This window comes from Bacillus seohaeanensis (genome assembly GCF_042684945.1).
Classification (GTDB): domain Bacteria; phylum Bacillota; class Bacilli; order Bacillales; family Bacillaceae_B; genus Rossellomorea; species Rossellomorea seohaeanensis.
On the sequence record NZ_JBHUMF010000031.1, the window covers coordinates 204854 to 221929 of the forward strand.

The following is a 17076-nucleotide window of genomic DNA, read 5'->3' on the forward strand; positions in this document are numbered from 1 at the left end:
AAATAATTGGTATTAAGTTAAAGGCAGCTAAATGGAATATTTCTTAACCCATATTATTAAGGAGTTTTATTAGAATGAAAAAGGGGAGAGATTAGATGAAATATCTTTTTGATTTTCTTCTGGCAATATCGTTGAATGGTTTTTCTTATTACATAGCCAGTTTAATTCTTAGAAATGGATTGCCTTTTTGGCAAGCGTTAATTATTGGCTTTTCTGTTGTTTCGCTAGGTGCTTTAACTGAAAAGTTGGGAAGTCCAATGTGGTTAATAGTATTAGTTCCATTTCCAGTAGGAATGCTTTTACTCTACTCATTCCTAAACGTTGCTGTTCCTCAATGGTTTCTGACATATATGGTTACTCTTGCAATATACACAATTATACATATACCTATGAGTTATTTTTTTAATTTCCATTCTCTAATTCCAGCTTGGAAACTTTCTTGAGTCATTACTCAATTAACGGGGGAGCTTCCTGAAAATATCAGTCACCCCTAGTCATTTAGACTAAAGGAGAAGAAACCTGGAATGGAAAGCACCGATCCGTGCATAATTAGGGAATCGAATGGAAATGGTGGTTGGTTCGTATCCAGGAAACCTACAGCCATATGATATGAATTTGTAACGAAGGAATAGTATCATCCATATTTTCTGAATAACAAGGGAACTGTTGTTAGTAATTTGGCTTGCTATGAAAAATAAACCGATATACTACTGTTAAAGGTTATCTGTATTGATTCTTGGGTATTCTGGTTCAAGAGCTGCTGCTGCCCTAGCATTATTATTGTGTCGATCGTTTTTATATCCATTATCTACTGTACTGTATTTTTCTGTGTCTTTGGAAGTTTTCTTTTTGTTAGCCACCTTATTTATCACCTCCTACCGATAATATGTCCAATTTTTACTATTAAAATGAAAATGGAAAATTAATTTAAAAAAGGTTGTGCAAAACTGTACTGAAAATAATAGGAGTAATACACTAGGCACATAAGTTGTCGTTTTGGCAACTCTAATCGGTATTGAATTAACGAGCACATTAATTCAAGAAGGTAATCACTATTTATTGGATGACTTAAATAAAAAAGCTTTTTATATAGGGGAGAGTTGAAATGGAAATTAGAGAAGCAACAATGAATGATATTGTTGAATTAACTAGACTAATGGAGCATCTTGGATACCCTACCACAATTGAAAATATGAAAAAACGTTTTATTAATATTGAATCCAATCCTGATTATAAAACTTTTTTAGCCGCATATGATGGCAAAATTGTTGGAATGATAGGTTTGGTTAAGGGATTTTATTATGAAATGGATGGCTTCTATGTTCGGATTGTAGCTCTTGTTGTAGATTCAAATTACCGTAATCAAGGAATCGGAAAAAAACTATTAGAAGAAGCAGAAATGTGGGCAAGAAAAATTGGTGCAAATGGGATTGGATTAAATAGTGGTAACCGATCAGAGAGAATTAATGCACATAATTTTTACAAGAATAGGGGTTATATAGAAAAAAGTATAGGATTCGCTAAAAGTATCATCTAAATTAAAACTGCGAAAAACTACACTTAAACTACTAGGTGCGTTAGTGAAAGATAATATTATATAGAAGTACTAAAGATCGCCTCCATTAAGTCGGTCTTCTTTCTTCCTGATTACCTTGCTATTTAATGTGTGATGATGGTTGCTAATTAGTTTGTTTTTCCTACCATTTTTTCGCATTTTCTCCACGTTATCGGAACTACTTAGTGTATAAAAGCATGTCTTTTTGTTATTGGCCCATTTCATAGAATAACTTCGTGTACAATTTATTTATATTTGATTCATCTAACGGGAATTTTCCCACCATCATATATGCATAGCGGTTATTCGCTAGGGAATCCAATCCTTATAACGAAGTAAGACAGTTCTGGCAACCCCTGAATCAGCTGAACGGCAAGGTAAAGTGTCACTATTATAGGAAAACCAACTTCATTGATTAGGAGAATGGATACTTCGTTTCTATTAAACAGATTGGAAAGATCCGGGGGAAGCGCTGGAACGAACCGTCCCCCATATTTTCGCTTTTCAACTAACCGACCAATTAGTTGAATAAAGACAAAATCGACTTGACAAAAAAAGTCTAATTAAGCTATAGTCTTAATCCTATTTAGTCTACTTAGACCGTTGCAAACAAAGAAAGAAGGTTTTTCTATGAAATCTATATTATTAATTGGACAATCAAATATGGCAGGCAGAGGATTTATTGAGGATGTACCGCCGATATATAATGAGCGCATAAACATGTTGCGAAACGGTAGATGGCAAATGATGGTGGAACCACTTAATTTTGATCGTCACGTGTCTGGTGTTGGGCCGGCAGCTTCTTTTGCCCAGGCTTGGACAGAGGATCATCCGGGGGAGTCCATTGGGATCATAGCATGTGCCGAGGGAGGAAGCTCTATTGATGAGTGGACAATGGATGGACTATTAACAAGACATGCGATTTCTGAAGCAAAATTTGCTATGGAAACAAGTGAAATAGTGGGAATTCTATGGCATCAAGGAGAAAGTGACAGTTATGGAGGATGTTATAAGACATATGAAGATAAACTGCTTTCATTATTTAAACATTTGAGAGAAAAATTGAATGCACCAGACATCCCCATTATTATCGGTGAGTTGGGACATTACCTTGGAGAGGTCGGATTTGGAAAAAGCGCTGTAGAATATAAACAAATAAACCAGATATTATCTAAGGTTGCTCATACCGAAAAAAATTGCTATTTTGTCACATCAAAAGGCTTAACAGCAAATCCAGATGGCATTCATATTGATGCTATCTCTCAACGAAAATTTGGGTTAAGATACTATGAAGCTTTTTCAAAACAAACGCATGTTTTAGATAGTTTGGACATAGAGCATGGATGGATTGAAAAGGAAGCAAAACGGGAACTAACTAAAAATGAACGTATATTTGTTCAAAGTATGAAGTTTGCCTTAGGACAATTGAGTTTTGAGGAGTTTTCTACTAATGTCTCTGATATTAATAATATGAAGAATTTAAAAAGAGATAAAACAAAGGAATGAGTATAAAGTTTCTTCAACTAAACGGGTGCAACAATCCAAAAAAAGCAACGCTGAATGATCAGCGTTGCTCTTCATAGATAATGATTTTCTGTCTATTTTTTCTTCCGAACAGGAATCCAAATTTCACTATAGGCATACCCCTTTTTATTCTCATCCATTTTAGTGAAAGAAAAGCTAGGAGCAGGGATTATTTCATAATCGGAAGTGGGAAGCCATTCTGAATATGTTTTGGCCATTGTTTCTTGTAGCGTAGATGGAAATGGTCCTTCATTTGGGAATATGGCCCACGTGCATGCTTCGACTGGTACTTTATCTAATTGATCACTTACTTGATTTTCAGTCGTTAAAACCCCTATTAAGTGAGTTAAATTCCCTTCTTCTTTTAGGAAATTTGCGTCAGCATTATAAGAAGCATTAACAATTTCATAAGGCTCAATATTTTGTAGAGAATGCATTTCTTTTCTTTGTTCTTCCGTTATGCTTTCTGCAAGCTTCACAATTTCATTATTTACCCCTTCAAATTGTATAGGGACACGTTTACTTACACCAACTAAATGAAAAGCTGGTTTGTCTTCAATTCTAAATTCCATAGAAATTCCTCCTTTTACAGTAATGACGAATGAAAGTTTAGGAAATGATTTGCTTATCCTTTTTTTGGTTACATCTGAGGGTAAAAAACCACACCATTTTTTAAATGCCCTTGTAAAACCGTCTACTGACTGATAACCATATTTAAAAGCAACATCCGTTACCTTTTCTCCACTTAATAAATCCTTATTTGCTTCAGACAGTTTCCTGTTTTTTACATACTCATTTAGTGTCATCCCGGAAAGATGAAAAAATACGGTTCTAAAGTGATAGTCGGAAACCCCAGCATAATCAGAAATGTTTTCAAGAGACAAGTCATCAGTTAAATGAACGTCAATATAGTCAATCACTTGGTTTAATTCTTTTAACACCATATCCCTCCTTTCATGAATCCATAATAGCAAAGCAAATATAAAAGTACTCGACATTTTTAATAGAAAAATATCGTATTGTTAAATAAGGTTATATGGAAATGCTAAAGGCCGACTCCATTAAGTCGGTCTTCTTTCTTATTGATTACACTGTTCTAGTAAATAGACTAGAAAATCCTGGTTAATCATCTCCATATCCCTTTAAATGTCTGAATATAAAGATTTTTATCGAAATTTCACTTTTGAGAAAGGGTTTAGTGTCTAAAAAAGAGAACTAACTAGTTAGTCTTCACTTTTGTCACGTATTTAAAACTATGCCATTTTAAAGAAGGAAGGTAAGTAATATGAATGGGAATTTTTTTGCAGACTATAAGGACTTTATTATTTACAGATTTTCCGAACGAGAAAGCCCATGCAGAGCGTTAGCCCGTCTTTAGACATGGGATGATAGTGAGGGGAAATGCGGAGTACCACGTAAAATCGCAAGGTTTGTGGTGCTTCAAACATTTGAAAGTATCACTATCTTTTTCGATTAAGTTATTACAATATTATTAATATACTGATAAAATGAAAATATGGAAGAATATAGACGAACAAAAACAACCGTGTCATTAATTAACTATCACTTCGTGTTTTGTCCTCAATACAGAAGAAAGATTTTTCTTGATACAAACGTAGAACAGAGGTTTAAGGAAATGGTGTATGAAGTATGTGAACCATTAGAGATCAACGTTGTCGCTTTAGAGTGTGACAAAGATCATGCACACATGTTTCTAAACGCACCGCCAACATTAAGCCCTGCCAACATTATGGAAAGAATTAAAGGAGTGACATCGAAACAATTGCGTGAAGAGTTTCCGCATCTACAACACTTGCCAAGTTTGTGGACGCTTTCTTATTTTGTATCCACTGTTGGCAATGTTTCTAGTGAAACGATAAAACAATACATTGAAAATCAGAAAAAGCGTAACTAGAAAGGAGATGATACCTATGGCAAGAAAGAGTACACCGACTTATACACTCGAACTTTCACTAAATATTCCTGTTTGGCAACAACACCGTTTGGAAAAGAAATTCAAGATTGCTCGGAACGTCTACAATTCTTGCCTAGGTGAGGCTCTCAAACGTCATAAGCGTGTAAAAGCGGATAAAGAGTATCGTGCTTTGCTTTGTGAACCGAAATCCAAAGAACGGAACAAACAGTTATCAGACATACGTTTAGCCTATGGCTTTTCTGAATATGGTTTGCACGATTTCGTCAAACCTGCTCAACGAAAATTTAAAGAAAGTATCGGTAGCTTTGAAGCACAAAAACTGGCTACAAGGGCTTTTCAAGCAGTGGAGAAACTACATTTTAGAAAAGCAAAAAAAGTGCATTTTAAGGCGTTTGGTGATGGTATTTCCGTTGAGAATAAATCAAATACTACGGGTTTGCGGTATGCGGATGGCAACATTCTTTGGGGCGACAAGCCAACAAGGAAGCGTCCAAACCCCAAGAACTGGCTTTGTATGTCGGTTGAACCAAAAGCCCATGATAAATATGCACACCTAGCCTTAATGGACAAGACAAAGTACATACGTATCATGAAGCGTGAAGTGCGTGGCAAGGTTCGCTACTTTGTCCAACTCATTCAAGAAGGATATCCGCCAACAAAACCAAATCGTAAGATAGCTGATGATGAAACGAAACGTGTAGGTATCGACATTGGTTCATCTACAATCGCAATTAGTAGTGATGAAACCGTACAACTTCAAGAACTAGCTCCAGAATGCAATGCGGATGAGAAGAAACTTCGTCGTATTCAGCGAGCGATGGACAGATCCAAGCGTGCCACCAACCCTCAAAACTATAATGAGAACGGTACTCCTAAAAAAGGTAGAAAGACGTGGATGTATTCCAACCGTTATAGCAAACTTCGCCATGAACGTAAAGAGCTATATCGTAAAATCGTTGTTAAACGAAAACAGTCGCATGAGAAGGTAGCCAACGAAATCTTAGCGCTTGGTTCTGATATTCGAGTGGAAACGATGCGATTTCAATCGCTACAAAAACGAGCGAAGAAAACGACCCGAAATAAGAAGAACGGTAAGATTAACCCTAAGAAACGGTTTGGTAAATCAATCGCTAATCATGCTCCTGCTATGCTACTAACGATTATTGACCGAAAACTTGGTTATCAAGGGCGGTCAATCAAGAAAATAGATACCTATGCTATAAAGGCTAGTCAGTTCAATCATCTGACTGGTAAATATACGAAGAAGCAGCTTTCAGAACGTTGGAATGATTTTGGAGAATTTTGTGTCCAACGTGATTTATATAGTGCTTTCTTAATCGGAAATACGACGAAAACGCTCCATTCCGTTGACGTGGATTTATGCAACGCTGGGTGGGACAATTTTGTTGAACTGCATAATCGTGAGATTGTACGTCTAAAACAATTGTCTAGTAAAACATTGCGTTGGTTTGTCGCATAAACACAAATCTGATTGGTCGTGACAACGCCCAAGAGAAGTCGGAGTGAAAAGCACACAAGGGGTGTCTAGCGCCTGCTTGGGGAAGTGCCTTGCTATACGCAATACGTCCGTTAATGTTCTAGGAGAATGTACACCAGTGCTTCGGTAGAAACTCTTTCGGCAAGGAAAGATAAGGGTACCTTGGAGAAGTGTACTAGGCAACAGTTTGCCATTATACCCTAGAACCCCACTGCTTTAGCTGTGGGAGTTGTCAGGTTGTCCCTGTACGATTCACGGATATCAAATTGGGAAGAAGCAATTAAATATGAGGTAGACATAGAAAAAAGTATTGAAAAGGTATTAGAAGAATTCAATCATACGCAGAAAGGAGTTTATCACCTTCAACTACTCGAACTCGAGGAAGATAAAACATATTTTGTGTTGTCCCTATCTTGTAAAACTAAAATTGAAAGTCAAAAAGCAAATGACAATATATCCTACATTATCAATAACATTATTACCAACCCTTTTTATGTTGGGGAATCCTGGTTCTTGCTTATTGGTGATAAAGGAAGGATTATTCGTAAGCTCTTCTGCTTTTCATTCAAAGAATATGCAGTATGAGCTATTCTAATGGAATAGCTGAGGAACAGTTAGTTGAACTGCAAAAGTTGATTTCAAAAATAATTAGCAATTCGTTAGGAGGAATACGTAATGAACATCGTTACTATTGTAGGAAGTGTAAGGAAAGAGTCTTATAATATGAAACTAGCTAAAACAATGCAAGAACGATATAAGGGAAAATTAAACATTAACATTGCCGACATCCGTTCTTTGCCTCATTTTGACCAAGATGAAGAAAACAACCCACCGCAGCCTGTAAAGGAATGGAAAGAGACGGTTTCACAGGCTGATGGGGTTATTATTATCACGCCAGAATATAATTGGTCTGTGCCTGGTGTTTTAAAGAACGCTTTAGATTGGGCTTCTAGGGTGGACAAAGTATTCATTGGGAAACCAGTAATGACTTTAGGCGCAACCCCTGGAATGCTCGGAACAGTCCGTGCTCAAATGCATTTGCGTGAAATTTTAGGGGCTCCCGGTATTCAGGCTAAGGTCCTTCCACCAGGAGGAAATGAAGTACTAATTGGTTTTGCCAATCAAAAATTCGATGAGCCAACAGGGCAGTTAGTCGATGAAGGAACGCTTAATTTCTTGGATAGTAAAGTAGATGCGTTTGTGGATTTTGTAAAATCAGTATAAATAAACAAGAGCTAATACGATCGAATCGAACATTGCTCTCCTATGATGCTGAACCTATGTTTTGCTGCTATGCTAGGTACATAAAGAATGGAAGAAAGGTGATGAAGCAAAAGGTGGATATGTTGAGAACCTTTGTGGGGAAGTGAAACATCTCCATAAGGAAAGTCTCTCGATTGCTGAAATCAATAAAAAGCTTTCCTCGAAAAAGTATCCGGTTATTGCGTTTTCCGGCGGAGAGTAGGATTCTTTGCATAGCGTCTCTTCCAGTATTTCAGGTGAAAAGCTTACTTAATTAGTTTGGAGAAAGAAGCAATTTTTCGTTCACGATAGTTAGTAAACTGCTAATGTTTCTAAAAAGTTTGTAGGGAGTGGTCTCGTTCTACAAGCTTTTTTGTATTTTAGGAAATCTGAAAAACTAGCAATGCTTTTACACTAACGTGATGGTTTTAGTTTTTCTATTTCTTTATAACTAATATTTGTAACTTTTGCGATATTTTTCTTTCATTTTTAGCCACTAACAAGCGCTAGGTAGTTGACTTATGTAGCTAGTGAGAATATCTTTTATTCTACGGGTACAAAGTGTGTTCCATTAGGATAACAATACTAGCTGTTTATAATGGATTCCATGTGGGATCCATTTTTTCGATGAATGAAAACTTTTCTGGAGGTACATCGTCTATAAGAATGGGAGGGAATAGAGTGGACGAAATAGCAGAATCAAAGATAAACACAATGGGTAGTGTTATGACAATTGAAGAAGTGATAGACCATTACGGGGAGGATGTGTGGAAGCTCGTATTCTCCTATGTCCGCAATGAGCAGGTCGCCGATGATCTCGCTCAGGAAATTTTTATAAAGATTTATAAAAAAATAGATACGTTTGCTGGCAATGCCTCGTTGCGCACATGGATATGGAGAGTGGCAATCAATCACTGCAAAGATTATTTAAAAAGCTGGTATAAGAGAACGGTCTTTCCTCAAGAGGAACGTAATTTTAATTGGATGAGTTCCGGCTGTTCCGTTGAAGGAGAGGTCATTCGGAAGGATGAAGACCGCGAGTTAGAAAAGGTCGTACTTGAACTGCCGCTAAAGTATCGTGAAGTCATTTATCTTTTTTATTATGAGGAATGCTCCATGAAAGAAATTGCTCTGTTTCTTGATCTGAGGGAAAACACCGTGAAAACAAGATTAAGAAGAGCAAAGCAATTGATAAAAGAAAGGTTAGTGATTGGGTGATGGAGGATCGTTTAAAAAGGTTGCGAAACGTAATGGATGAAGGAGCCTTTAAGGCAATGCCTTTTACAGAAGAAAAAAAGCAGATGCTTAAAAGAGGAATCGAGAGCTCTCAGGAAAAAAAGGAAGATCTTCTTGTACATATTCTTCAATTGCTTTTGAAGGAGAAAACCGGTCATGAACTGTTGAAACACCTGCGTGCTAGAGGAATCAAGAAATATGAAGAAAGACAAGGCTTTCTCTATTCCACCTTACATAAAATGGAGCAAGACAGGCTTCTAGAATCGTCTTGGATAAATGGAGCAAAGGTTTATAAGATTTCTAATCAAGGAAAGAAACTTCTTCAGCAGGTGGAAGACGGAAAACAGAGTAGGAAACATTACGTAAAAGCTTTGCTGGAGGGGAAGTGACCTATGAGTGAAAAGAGTGTTCATTATACGAATAAAGTAACAAGCTATGTACGTTCCAAAGAAGCGAAAAAATTTGTAGCGGAGGAACTTCATTATCATTTGGAGCAGGAAACAAAAGGGTTGAAAGACGCAGGTTTGTCGGAACAGGATGCCGAAGAAAAAGCGATACAACAAATGGGGAGTGCAGAACGGCTCGGCCAAGATATGAATAAGCTCCATCGTCCTAGAGTAGATTGGGTGATGATTGGCATGATTATGTTTATTTCTCTAATGGGGATTCTCCCTACATTGAATGTTAGTAATGAACTTTATAATAATGCCGATTATTTTACAAGAAAAATAATTTATCTTATTTTGGGAGCTACCATTACTATTGCTTTCATGTTTTTTGATTATAGAAGGCTGCGTTCTCTGAGGTGGGTGATCTTTGCTTTTACCACTTTTATTCTGCTCGCTTTAACGCTATTTCCAAATACGATACTCAATGGAGCTGCATACTTCAGGGTGGCGGGTTTAACAGTTGACAGCACAACTGCTGTGACCGCATTTGTTCTATGCTTGGTTATCTTTTTAGGAGATGCTAACGCTAAATTCTGGAGGATTCTTCCGGTTTTTGCGATTACTTTGTATGCATTAATGATCATTCCTGATATCACGGCTGTATTTGTGTATACAGTAACAGTCACCGTACTACTATGGTTTCGTTTTAAAAGGAAAAGAAAGTATATTTTGTGGGGGTACTTAGGAGCGGCACTTTTCATGGGGCTGATGGTGACAAACGCACAGCCATACCAACTCGAACGAATATATGCCTTTGTCAATCCTGAGAAATATAGTGACACGAGCGGCTATACCTATCTACGTAACGAGGAGCTGTTGGAGCAAGGAGGCTGGTTCGGTGAAAATGGCGGGACAGAGTCTATAATGGCACCGCACACCGACTTTGCTTTTACGACAATTACCTATAATTACGGTTGGGTAGCTGGCGGTTTATTAATAATAATAGGACTCTTCATTATGGTTCGGATGATCCGGAAAATCAAAACGATTAAGGATCCCTTTGGACAAGTGATCATAATAGGTGGGGTAACCCTGTTTTCCACACAATTCCTCTATAATATAGGAATGATGACAGGTCTTTTGCCAATCACAGGCATGTTCCTTCCTTTTATAAGCTACGGCTTAAACCCGACTTTACAAACGTCGATTATGATGGGGTTGTTTCTTAGCGTTTATAGGAGAAAAGATTTTGTTGCCTCTCGGGAAATAGGAGGATGGAATAAAATTTAATTTGTTGAAGAGCCTATGTTTGGATAAGTAGTTCCGCTTCCGTGGAGAAACTTACGAAATAGACTACTAATTAGCAGACCAAATCGCATATGATTTGGTCTTTTTTCCTTTCTTATATATCAAGAACTATAGGATTTTAACATATAAATCAGCATAAGAAACCTCAATAGCTTGTGAATTATTGTTTTTAAACGAAAGGGAGTTTACTTGAAAAAGGATTATGGGTTTATAGTCAACAATTGATAACCATAAAAACCTTTAGAGTGTGAAAAACGGTGACTAATAAATTAAAAGAGGTGGAAGGATATAGGGAGCATTAGGATTATATTCACAAAAAAAATTACACTAATAATAATCAAATTAAAACATAAGGAGGAACGTAGCATGATGAAAAAAACTTTAATATTAACTTCTGCACTATTACTATCTATAATTGTTGGTTGTGGTAATCAAGATGAAGGAACGAAAAATGATTCTGATTCTGCAAATAAAGAAGCAACTACAGAAAATACAAATGAAGAAAAAGAAACAAGTAATGAACTCTATTTCAAAGATAATGAAGCAAAATTAAATGACTTAAAAATTAAAATTACAGAAACTAAAGTTATTCAACCTGGTGAAAAGGGAAATGAATATGGTGAAAAACCTGTATTTGCAATTTGGTATGAAACAACTAATTTAAGTGATAAAGAAATCGACCCTATTACTGGATGGATGGCAGTATTTGAAGCAGTACAAGACAATGATCCTAATGCAATCAATACTCTTGAAGTTGGTGGACTTCCAGATGACCAATTTCTCGATTCTCAATTAGAAACAATAAAAAAAGATGGTACAGTTAAAAATGCAGTAGCTTATGAATTAGATGATTTAGAAACACCTGTAACATTAATTGCTACACAAGGTATTGGTGGCGATAAATTAGGTGAACAAACTTTTAATATTAAATAAACGTTTTAAATCTGTTTAAAAAGAGGCTGGGACAAATGTGTTCTAGGTGAATAAAAAACCGAACTAATTCTTTCATTTGAAGGCAAATTAGTTCGGTTTTTTTATACGTCTTCATAAAACGTGTTGCCCTTTTAAACTTGTTCTAGCTGTTGATTGGAGTGCAAGACGAAGACTCCTGCGGGAAAAGCGGAACTACTTAATGTTTGGAGCTGTTATTCATACAATTTTTCGGTGGGAAATCGGAATGACCATTTCTGGGTTATTAGTAACGCTTCAAGAAGGTTTTTCTTCAGAAATAACTTTTTACTATTTGGATAATCATAAACTTTCTTATTATATCCAATAGTGATAAACTATTCCTATTCAAAAAGAGGGTGATATATATTCAAGAAGAATTTGCTTTAATTAGTATTGTTATCGTCATCGCACTCGGGATGTTCTCCCAGTGGTTAGCCTGGCGGATTCAGTGGCCTTCTATTGTGATCATGACGATTGCCGGACTGTTGATTGGGCCGATACTAGGTTTAGTCAATCCACAGGAAGGACTAGGGGGACTTTATAGTCCGATTATTTCCCTTGCCGTTGCGTTGATTTTGTTTGAAGGAAGTACAAGCCTTGATATTCGCGAACTAAAAGGTATCTCCAAGTCAGTTTTTCGTATCGTGACCTTGGGTGCCTTTTTAGCTTGGATTGGAGGTTCATTAGCCGCCCATTTTATTGCGGGGCTTAGTCTCGAAATCTCTTTTATCATTGGTGGATTATTTGTTGTGACAGGTCCTACTGTCATTATCCCAATGCTTAGACAAGCAAAATTAAAACCCAGAGTCTCTTCGGTACTGAAATGGGAAGGTATTATTGTGGACCCAGTTGGTCCGTTACTAGCTTTATTCGCTTATGAGATTATTAAAATAACTTCAGCGGCATCGTTTCAATTCATTGATTTACTTCCATTTTTTATCGATTTCCTCTTAGCAATTATAGTCGGTTATGTGATTGGTATTCTTGTCAGTCTTTTAGTGAGTAAAGGACTGTTCCCAGAGTACCTGAAATCTCCCATTATCTTTTGCTTTGTCTTAATTTGTTTCGCGGTTGGTGAAGTCATCATGCATGAAACCGGTATGCTTGCTGTGACCATCATGGGACTCACATTAGCCCGCTCTAAGAAATATGTTCATTCCATTGGAAGTATTGGTCATTTCATGGAAAATATTTCGGTCATGCTTACATCAACCGTGTTTATTTTGCTTACCGCATCACTAACAAGAGAAACGATTATGGAGACTTTCACTTGGCCAATTATTTTATTTGTTATTGCTATGCTCTTCCTTGTCCGCCCGTTGTCTATTTGGTTATCAACGATTGGGACAGAACTGACTTTACAAGAAAAAACACTTGTCGGCTGGATTGCACCAAGAGGTATCGTTGCATTGACGGTTTCAGGGTATTTTGCCGAGATATTAATAGAAGATGGCTATCCAAATGCCTCCATTTTAACATCGCTTACGCTAGCTTTAGTTTTCATTACCGTTTGTGCTCATGGTTTTTCGATTGGTCCTATCGCTCGCAAGCTGGGGTTGGCCAACACCGACTCTTCAGGTGTCTTAATTGTGGGTGCCAGCAGTTTTTCCATTGCTTTTGCACAACATTTAAAACAAATGGGGACTTCGGTCCTTATTGCGGATACATCCGATGATCGTTTGTATCAGGCAAGAAAGTTGGGGATGGCAACTTACCATGGAGAAATTCTTTCGGAGCATAGTGATTTCGAAGTAGACATGACTCCTTACGAAACCATTTTAGCGATGAAGGGGGATGCGGCATATAATGCGCTTGTTTGCCAAACTTACATTCCTGAATTCGGTTATAACAACACATTTTCCTTACCTATTGGAGCGAGTCAAACGCAACACACAGAACTTCCGCATTCTATTAAATCCAATTTGTTATTTGGAGAAGGCGCAACATTTACGGAATTAAATAAAAAAGTCAACATTGGCTATATCATGAAAACAATTAAGGTGGAAAGTAAACAAACCATACTAAAAGAGCAACTAAAGGTAAACGGAACACCGTTATGTATTAAACGAAAAAACGGTAACCTTGTATTTGTGACATTTAAAGAAAAGCTCACACTCGACGTAGGGGATCACCTTGTGGTACTGGGGCTAGAAGAATAACGCTGCAGTCCTTTTGTTATGTTGACAATAAATATTATCACGAAACGATTTTAACGTACTATTCTCAGTGATGTTTTTACGTAGTAATCATTAATATAACAAGGATGATAGAAGCCCAAATCATGATGCGATTTGGGCTTCTACTCGATCTGTCCATTCTTATGTTTCTTTACAAAAGCGGAACTACTTACTAGAACGTTCCCTGGCTTTTTCCGAAGACGCTATCTTTTATTCATCATCTATCTCGCCGTCCCCAATTTCATCTTCTTCCACATCTTCAATTTCTTCTCCTTCATCTGGTTTTTCATCATTTCCACAACCCGCTACCGAAAAAAGAGAAAAGGCTAAGAGAAACAGTAGAAAGAACTTTTTCATTTAGGAAAACCTCCTTTTTTACTGCTTAGTTTTCCTAATCGCCATGGTAATATGTAGGGTAGTAGGGAAAAGGTGAAATTTAGTTGGGGGGGGGAGGGTTGAGTAGGTTTGTTCTAAGTATGTATAAAGATACTATATTTAGAGCGAATGTTCGTATTTATAATGCTGTATTCAGAAATGCAACTCAGACATTTTACTCTGTCTTTATTTAAGGTTGTTTTCATAAAGTTTATTGTTTTGGGAATAAACAATGGACCGTTCCTTTCCGCTACAGGTACTTGCTTTCCGCTCCAATCCACTCTGCATTTTCAACGTTGTAAAAACAACAACCTTTTAGGAAAACAATATTATTAAAAAACTCAAATGATTACTTTTGTGATAATTGTATCGTTTTCAAGGGAAGGGTACCAAAAATACTTTGGAGCTCTTCCTTTAATATTAAAAAAAATAACCCTCCCAAAAATTTAATTGCGTTATCTATTATGATAAAAGCAGAAACTATCATGGAACGAAATAGGTACATCATTTACGTAAAAAATACTGAAATGCAGTACACCTAAAAAAGTTAGTTAATTCAAGAAGAAATACCGATATGGTAAAATGAAATAGTAATCAACTAGTTTCCAAATGGAGATGATTTTATGACAAAGCAAGAGTATGCCTTGCAGTTCATTGAAAACTACAATGAAGAATGGGCGGAAATAGGAAAAGACTTCGAACGTTTCTTATTCGATGATATAGAAGCTTCATTAATAAAAGCAAGAAAATTAGGGGAATTGGTAGTTAGGGAAATATATTTGAAGGAGGAAATGGATTTTCCGGAGTTTGCGAACCAAGCGGAGAAAAATATGCTTCTTAAAAATGAAGGTGTCATTGATGATGTTATATTCAATGCGCTAGACCGAATTAGAAGAATGGGAAACTCTGCTGCTCATGCTAACAAGAAAATTCCTTTTTCAGATGCTCTAAAGGTACATAAAAATTTATTTGTGATTTGCAGATGGTTCATGGAATCTTATGTGATAAGTCCAGATAAAGAAATACCAGAGTATCAAGATCCACAATTTGAAAATTTAGATGAAAAAGTGAAAAAGTTACTAGTGGAGTATTTGCCAGATTATATAAATAGTAAAGAAGAGTCAAAAGAAGAGGCACCTACATATGTGGAGGACATAGAATTACCTACACTTCATAACTCTCATTTGCTCTATCAGCTTAGTAAGTTAAAAGAGTCATCTCAAGAGGCGGTAGAAGGCCATCAAAGTCTGAGCGATTTTAAAAAATACTTACATATAAAACGACCGATTGAAGACATGCTGGAGTCACATTTGAATGAAAGCTTAGAATCAACGGGAAGTAATTTAATATTTTTGTGTGGAAGTGTTGGGGATGGAAAATCTCATTTACTTGGATATCTTTCATCCACAAAACCAGAGTTAATGAAGCATTTCACCATCCATAACGATGCTACCGAGAGCTTTGATCCAAAAAAGAACTCACTGGATACGCTTGCGGAGGTTCTTGAACCATTTTCAGATGATTTGATTGAAAGTTCAAAGGAGAAATTGATACTCGCGATAAACCTTGGAGTGTTACATAACTTTATTGAATCTCGCTACGCAGAAGAAAAGTATCTAAAATTAAAGTCCTATATTGAAGAAGCAAGGTTATTTGATTCAGGGGATATTTCTTCTCCAGTAGAGCATGATACGTTCAAACTTGTGAACTTCTCCGATTATCATTCCTTCGAGTTAACGGAGGAAGGTCCGGTTTCTTCTTATATGACGAATCTTTTTGATAGGATAACAAGTCCTAATAGGGAAAACCCATTTTATTTAGCGTATGAAATGGATAAAGAAAAATACGGTTTAAACCCATTACTTATTAACTTTCAGATGTTTAGTTCAAGGTCAATGCAACAACAGATTATTCAATTAATCATAAAGACTATCATGAAAGATAAAATTTTGATTTCATCTCGTGAATTACTGAATTTTATTCATGATATACTCGTGCCGATATCTCTAAAGGATATGAAAACTGGAGATTTTGTAGACATGTTGCCGCACTTGCTCCCTAACCTATTATTTGAAGGTGGAGATAAATCAACCATGCTAAAGATGTTAGGGAATCAAGATCCAATTCACTATAGAACAAAGGAACTCGATGAAAAGTTAATATCGCTCCATAACTCAGGCAACTATTACGTCTATTATAGAGATATTATCTTTGATAGTTCCGCTCAGGAGTGGATAGGGTTATTGGAACCGATAGAGAATATAGCCTTCCTAGAGAAGGACACGAAGAGAGAATTAAGCGAACTATTAATCCGTTCTTCTTATCTATATGATTCCCATTTGAAGGACTCTTTTAAGGACAATGTATATTCCGATTATATGAAGTATTTATTTGCTTACAATACAAATAAAAAGCCGAGCCTTCAAAATCTTTATTTTGAGATAGAGAAGTCCATCTTTCTGTGGAAAGGAAGTCCTAAAAAAAATTACTTATATATAGATGATGAAGGACACAATATCAGGATTGCGGAACCATTACAATTAAAAAAATCTGCTATTAGTTTGGATAATAATGAGCAAGGGGTTATTCAGCGTTTTACAACAACGCTTTTCCTTGGTTTCAAATGCGAGCCATATGAGACTGTTCACAAGGTTGAAATGGATTTACCTCTTTATGAAATGGTGGTCAAAGTCCTAAAAGGATATCGTTTAAATAAAAAAGATCGAGAGGATTCCATTCAATTTATCGATTTTATTGAAAGGCTTCTTCCGTATGGGAAGCAACAACAAGAGATATTAATTAACGATATAGAAAATCAACTCATGTTCCGTCTTGATTATGAAGATGATTTTCAGGTTTATTCCTTTAGTAGGGAGAGGTGATTG

At 36.4% G+C, this 17076-nt stretch carries 16 protein-coding genes; 12 read left to right on the forward strand and 4 right to left on the reverse strand.

The window, feature by feature from the left end; translation table 11 throughout:
- Positions 1–201: 201 nt before the first annotated feature.
- Together ACFSUL_RS14360 and ACFSUL_RS14365 are read right to left on the reverse strand one after the other, a co-directional pair.
- Positions 202–348 (reverse strand): hypothetical protein, encoded by a 147-nt coding sequence (locus ACFSUL_RS14360; protein ID WP_377936520.1) that lies wholly within the window; start codon positions 346–348, stop codon positions 202–204.
- A gap of 365 nt (positions 349–713) precedes the next feature.
- Positions 714–860, reverse strand: coding sequence for a hypothetical protein (locus ACFSUL_RS14365; protein WP_377936522.1), 147 nt, complete (start codon positions 858–860; stop codon positions 714–716).
- Positions 861–1105: 245 nt separating this feature from the next.
- On the opposite strand from ACFSUL_RS14365, the gene ACFSUL_RS14370 reads away from it, so the two are divergent.
- Together ACFSUL_RS14370 and ACFSUL_RS14375 are read left to right on the forward strand one after the other, a co-directional pair.
- The gene (locus ACFSUL_RS14370; RefSeq protein WP_071412048.1) at positions 1106–1537 is read left to right on the forward strand and encodes a GNAT family N-acetyltransferase; all 432 of its coding nucleotides are present in this window, start codon (positions 1106–1108) and stop codon (positions 1535–1537) included.
- Positions 1538–2185: 648 nt separating this feature from the next.
- Positions 2186–3061 (forward strand): sialate O-acetylesterase, encoded by an 876-nt coding sequence (locus tag ACFSUL_RS14375; RefSeq protein WP_377936524.1) that lies wholly within the window; start codon positions 2186–2188, stop codon positions 3059–3061.
- Positions 3062–3153: 92 nt separating this feature from the next.
- Here ACFSUL_RS14375 and ACFSUL_RS14380 read toward each other — a convergent pair whose 3' ends face one another.
- Entirely contained in the window at positions 3154–4020 is an 867-nt protein-coding gene (locus tag ACFSUL_RS14380) for an AraC family transcriptional regulator (protein ID WP_377936526.1), read from the reverse strand.
- 575 nt (positions 4021–4595) lie between these two features.
- Here ACFSUL_RS14380 and tnpA point away from each other — a divergent pair.
- The 9 genes from tnpA (at position 4596) to ACFSUL_RS14425 (ending at position 13798) form a co-directional block, all read left to right on the forward strand.
- Complete coding sequence (gene tnpA / locus ACFSUL_RS14385) at positions 4596–4994, forward strand: IS200/IS605 family transposase (protein WP_377936528.1); 399 nt, start codon at positions 4596–4598, stop codon at positions 4992–4994.
- 16 nt (positions 4995–5010) lie between these two features.
- Positions 5011–6495 (forward strand): RNA-guided endonuclease TnpB family protein, encoded by a 1485-nt coding sequence (locus ACFSUL_RS14390; protein WP_377936530.1) that lies wholly within the window; start codon positions 5011–5013, stop codon positions 6493–6495.
- A 255-nt stretch (positions 6496–6750) separates the two neighbouring features.
- Complete coding sequence (locus ACFSUL_RS14395; protein WP_377936532.1) at positions 6751–7098, forward strand: hypothetical protein; 348 nt, start codon at positions 6751–6753, stop codon at positions 7096–7098.
- Between the two features lie 90 nt (positions 7099–7188).
- The gene (locus tag ACFSUL_RS14400; protein ID WP_377936534.1) at positions 7189–7737 is read left to right on the forward strand and encodes an NADPH-dependent FMN reductase; all 549 of its coding nucleotides are present in this window, start codon (positions 7189–7191) and stop codon (positions 7735–7737) included.
- 699 nt (positions 7738–8436) lie between these two features.
- Positions 8437–8973, forward strand: coding sequence for a sigma-70 family RNA polymerase sigma factor (locus ACFSUL_RS14405; RefSeq protein WP_377936536.1), 537 nt, complete (start codon positions 8437–8439; stop codon positions 8971–8973).
- Positions 8973–9380, forward strand: a complete 408-nt coding sequence (locus ACFSUL_RS14410; protein ID WP_377936538.1) for a PadR family transcriptional regulator — start codon at positions 8973–8975, stop codon at positions 9378–9380. Before ACFSUL_RS14405 ends, ACFSUL_RS14410 begins: the two co-directional genes overlap by 1 nt.
- Positions 9381–9383: 3 nt before the next feature.
- A complete protein-coding gene (locus ACFSUL_RS14415; protein ID WP_377936540.1) occupies positions 9384–10670 on the forward strand; it encodes an FtsW/RodA/SpoVE family cell cycle protein in 1287 nt (428 codons plus the stop codon).
- Positions 10671–11054: 384 nt separating this feature from the next.
- Positions 11055–11621, forward strand: a complete 567-nt coding sequence (locus tag ACFSUL_RS14420; protein ID WP_377936542.1) for a DUF5067 domain-containing protein — start codon at positions 11055–11057, stop codon at positions 11619–11621.
- 434 nt (positions 11622–12055) lie between these two features.
- Complete coding sequence (locus tag ACFSUL_RS14425) at positions 12056–13798, forward strand: cation:proton antiporter (RefSeq protein ID WP_377937718.1); 1743 nt, start codon at positions 12056–12058, stop codon at positions 13796–13798.
- A gap of 228 nt (positions 13799–14026) precedes the next feature.
- Here ACFSUL_RS14425 and ACFSUL_RS14430 read toward each other — a convergent pair whose 3' ends face one another.
- A complete protein-coding gene (locus ACFSUL_RS14430; protein ID WP_377936544.1) occupies positions 14027–14173 on the reverse strand; it encodes a hypothetical protein in 147 nt (48 codons plus the stop codon).
- A gap of 641 nt (positions 14174–14814) precedes the next feature.
- Between ACFSUL_RS14430 and dptF the strand changes: the two genes are divergently transcribed.
- Positions 14815–17073: a DNA phosphorothioation-dependent restriction protein DptF gene (dptF, locus tag ACFSUL_RS14435; RefSeq protein ID WP_377936546.1), complete on the forward strand. Its 2259-nt coding sequence runs from the start codon at positions 14815–14817 to the stop codon at positions 17071–17073.
- Positions 17074–17076: the final 3 nt, after the last annotated feature.

Bases quoted from the DNA above. Each gene is read 5' to 3' on its own strand.
- ACFSUL_RS14375 (WP_377936524.1), top strand. From the start codon at position 2,186: ATGAAATCTATATTATTAATTGGACAATCAAATATGGCAGGCAGAGGA.
- ACFSUL_RS14420 (WP_377936542.1), top strand. From the start codon at position 11,055: ATGATGAAAAAAACTTTAATATTAACTTCTGCACTATTACTATCTATA.
- ACFSUL_RS14390 (WP_377936530.1), top strand. From the start codon at position 5,011: ATGGCAAGAAAGAGTACACCGACTTATACACTCGAACTTTCACTAAAT.
- ACFSUL_RS14425 (WP_377937718.1), top strand. From the start codon at position 12,056: ATGTTCTCCCAGTGGTTAGCCTGGCGGATTCAGTGGCCTTCTATTGTG.
- ACFSUL_RS14430 (WP_377936544.1), bottom strand. From the start codon at position 14,173: ATGAAAAAGTTCTTTCTACTGTTTCTCTTAGCCTTTTCTCTTTTTTCG.
- ACFSUL_RS14400 (WP_377936534.1), top strand. From the start codon at position 7,189: ATGAACATCGTTACTATTGTAGGAAGTGTAAGGAAAGAGTCTTATAAT.
- ACFSUL_RS14370 (WP_071412048.1), top strand. From the start codon at position 1,106: ATGGAAATTAGAGAAGCAACAATGAATGATATTGTTGAATTAACTAGA.
- tnpA (WP_377936528.1), top strand. From the start codon at position 4,596: ATGGAAGAATATAGACGAACAAAAACAACCGTGTCATTAATTAACTAT.
- ACFSUL_RS14410 (WP_377936538.1), top strand. From the start codon at position 8,973: ATGGAGGATCGTTTAAAAAGGTTGCGAAACGTAATGGATGAAGGAGCC.
- dptF (WP_377936546.1), top strand. From the start codon at position 14,815: ATGACAAAGCAAGAGTATGCCTTGCAGTTCATTGAAAACTACAATGAA.
- ACFSUL_RS14415 (WP_377936540.1), top strand. From the start codon at position 9,384: ATGAGTGAAAAGAGTGTTCATTATACGAATAAAGTAACAAGCTATGTA.
- ACFSUL_RS14360 (WP_377936520.1), bottom strand. From the start codon at position 348: ATGTCAGAAACCATTGAGGAACAGCAACGTTTAGGAATGAGTAGAGTA.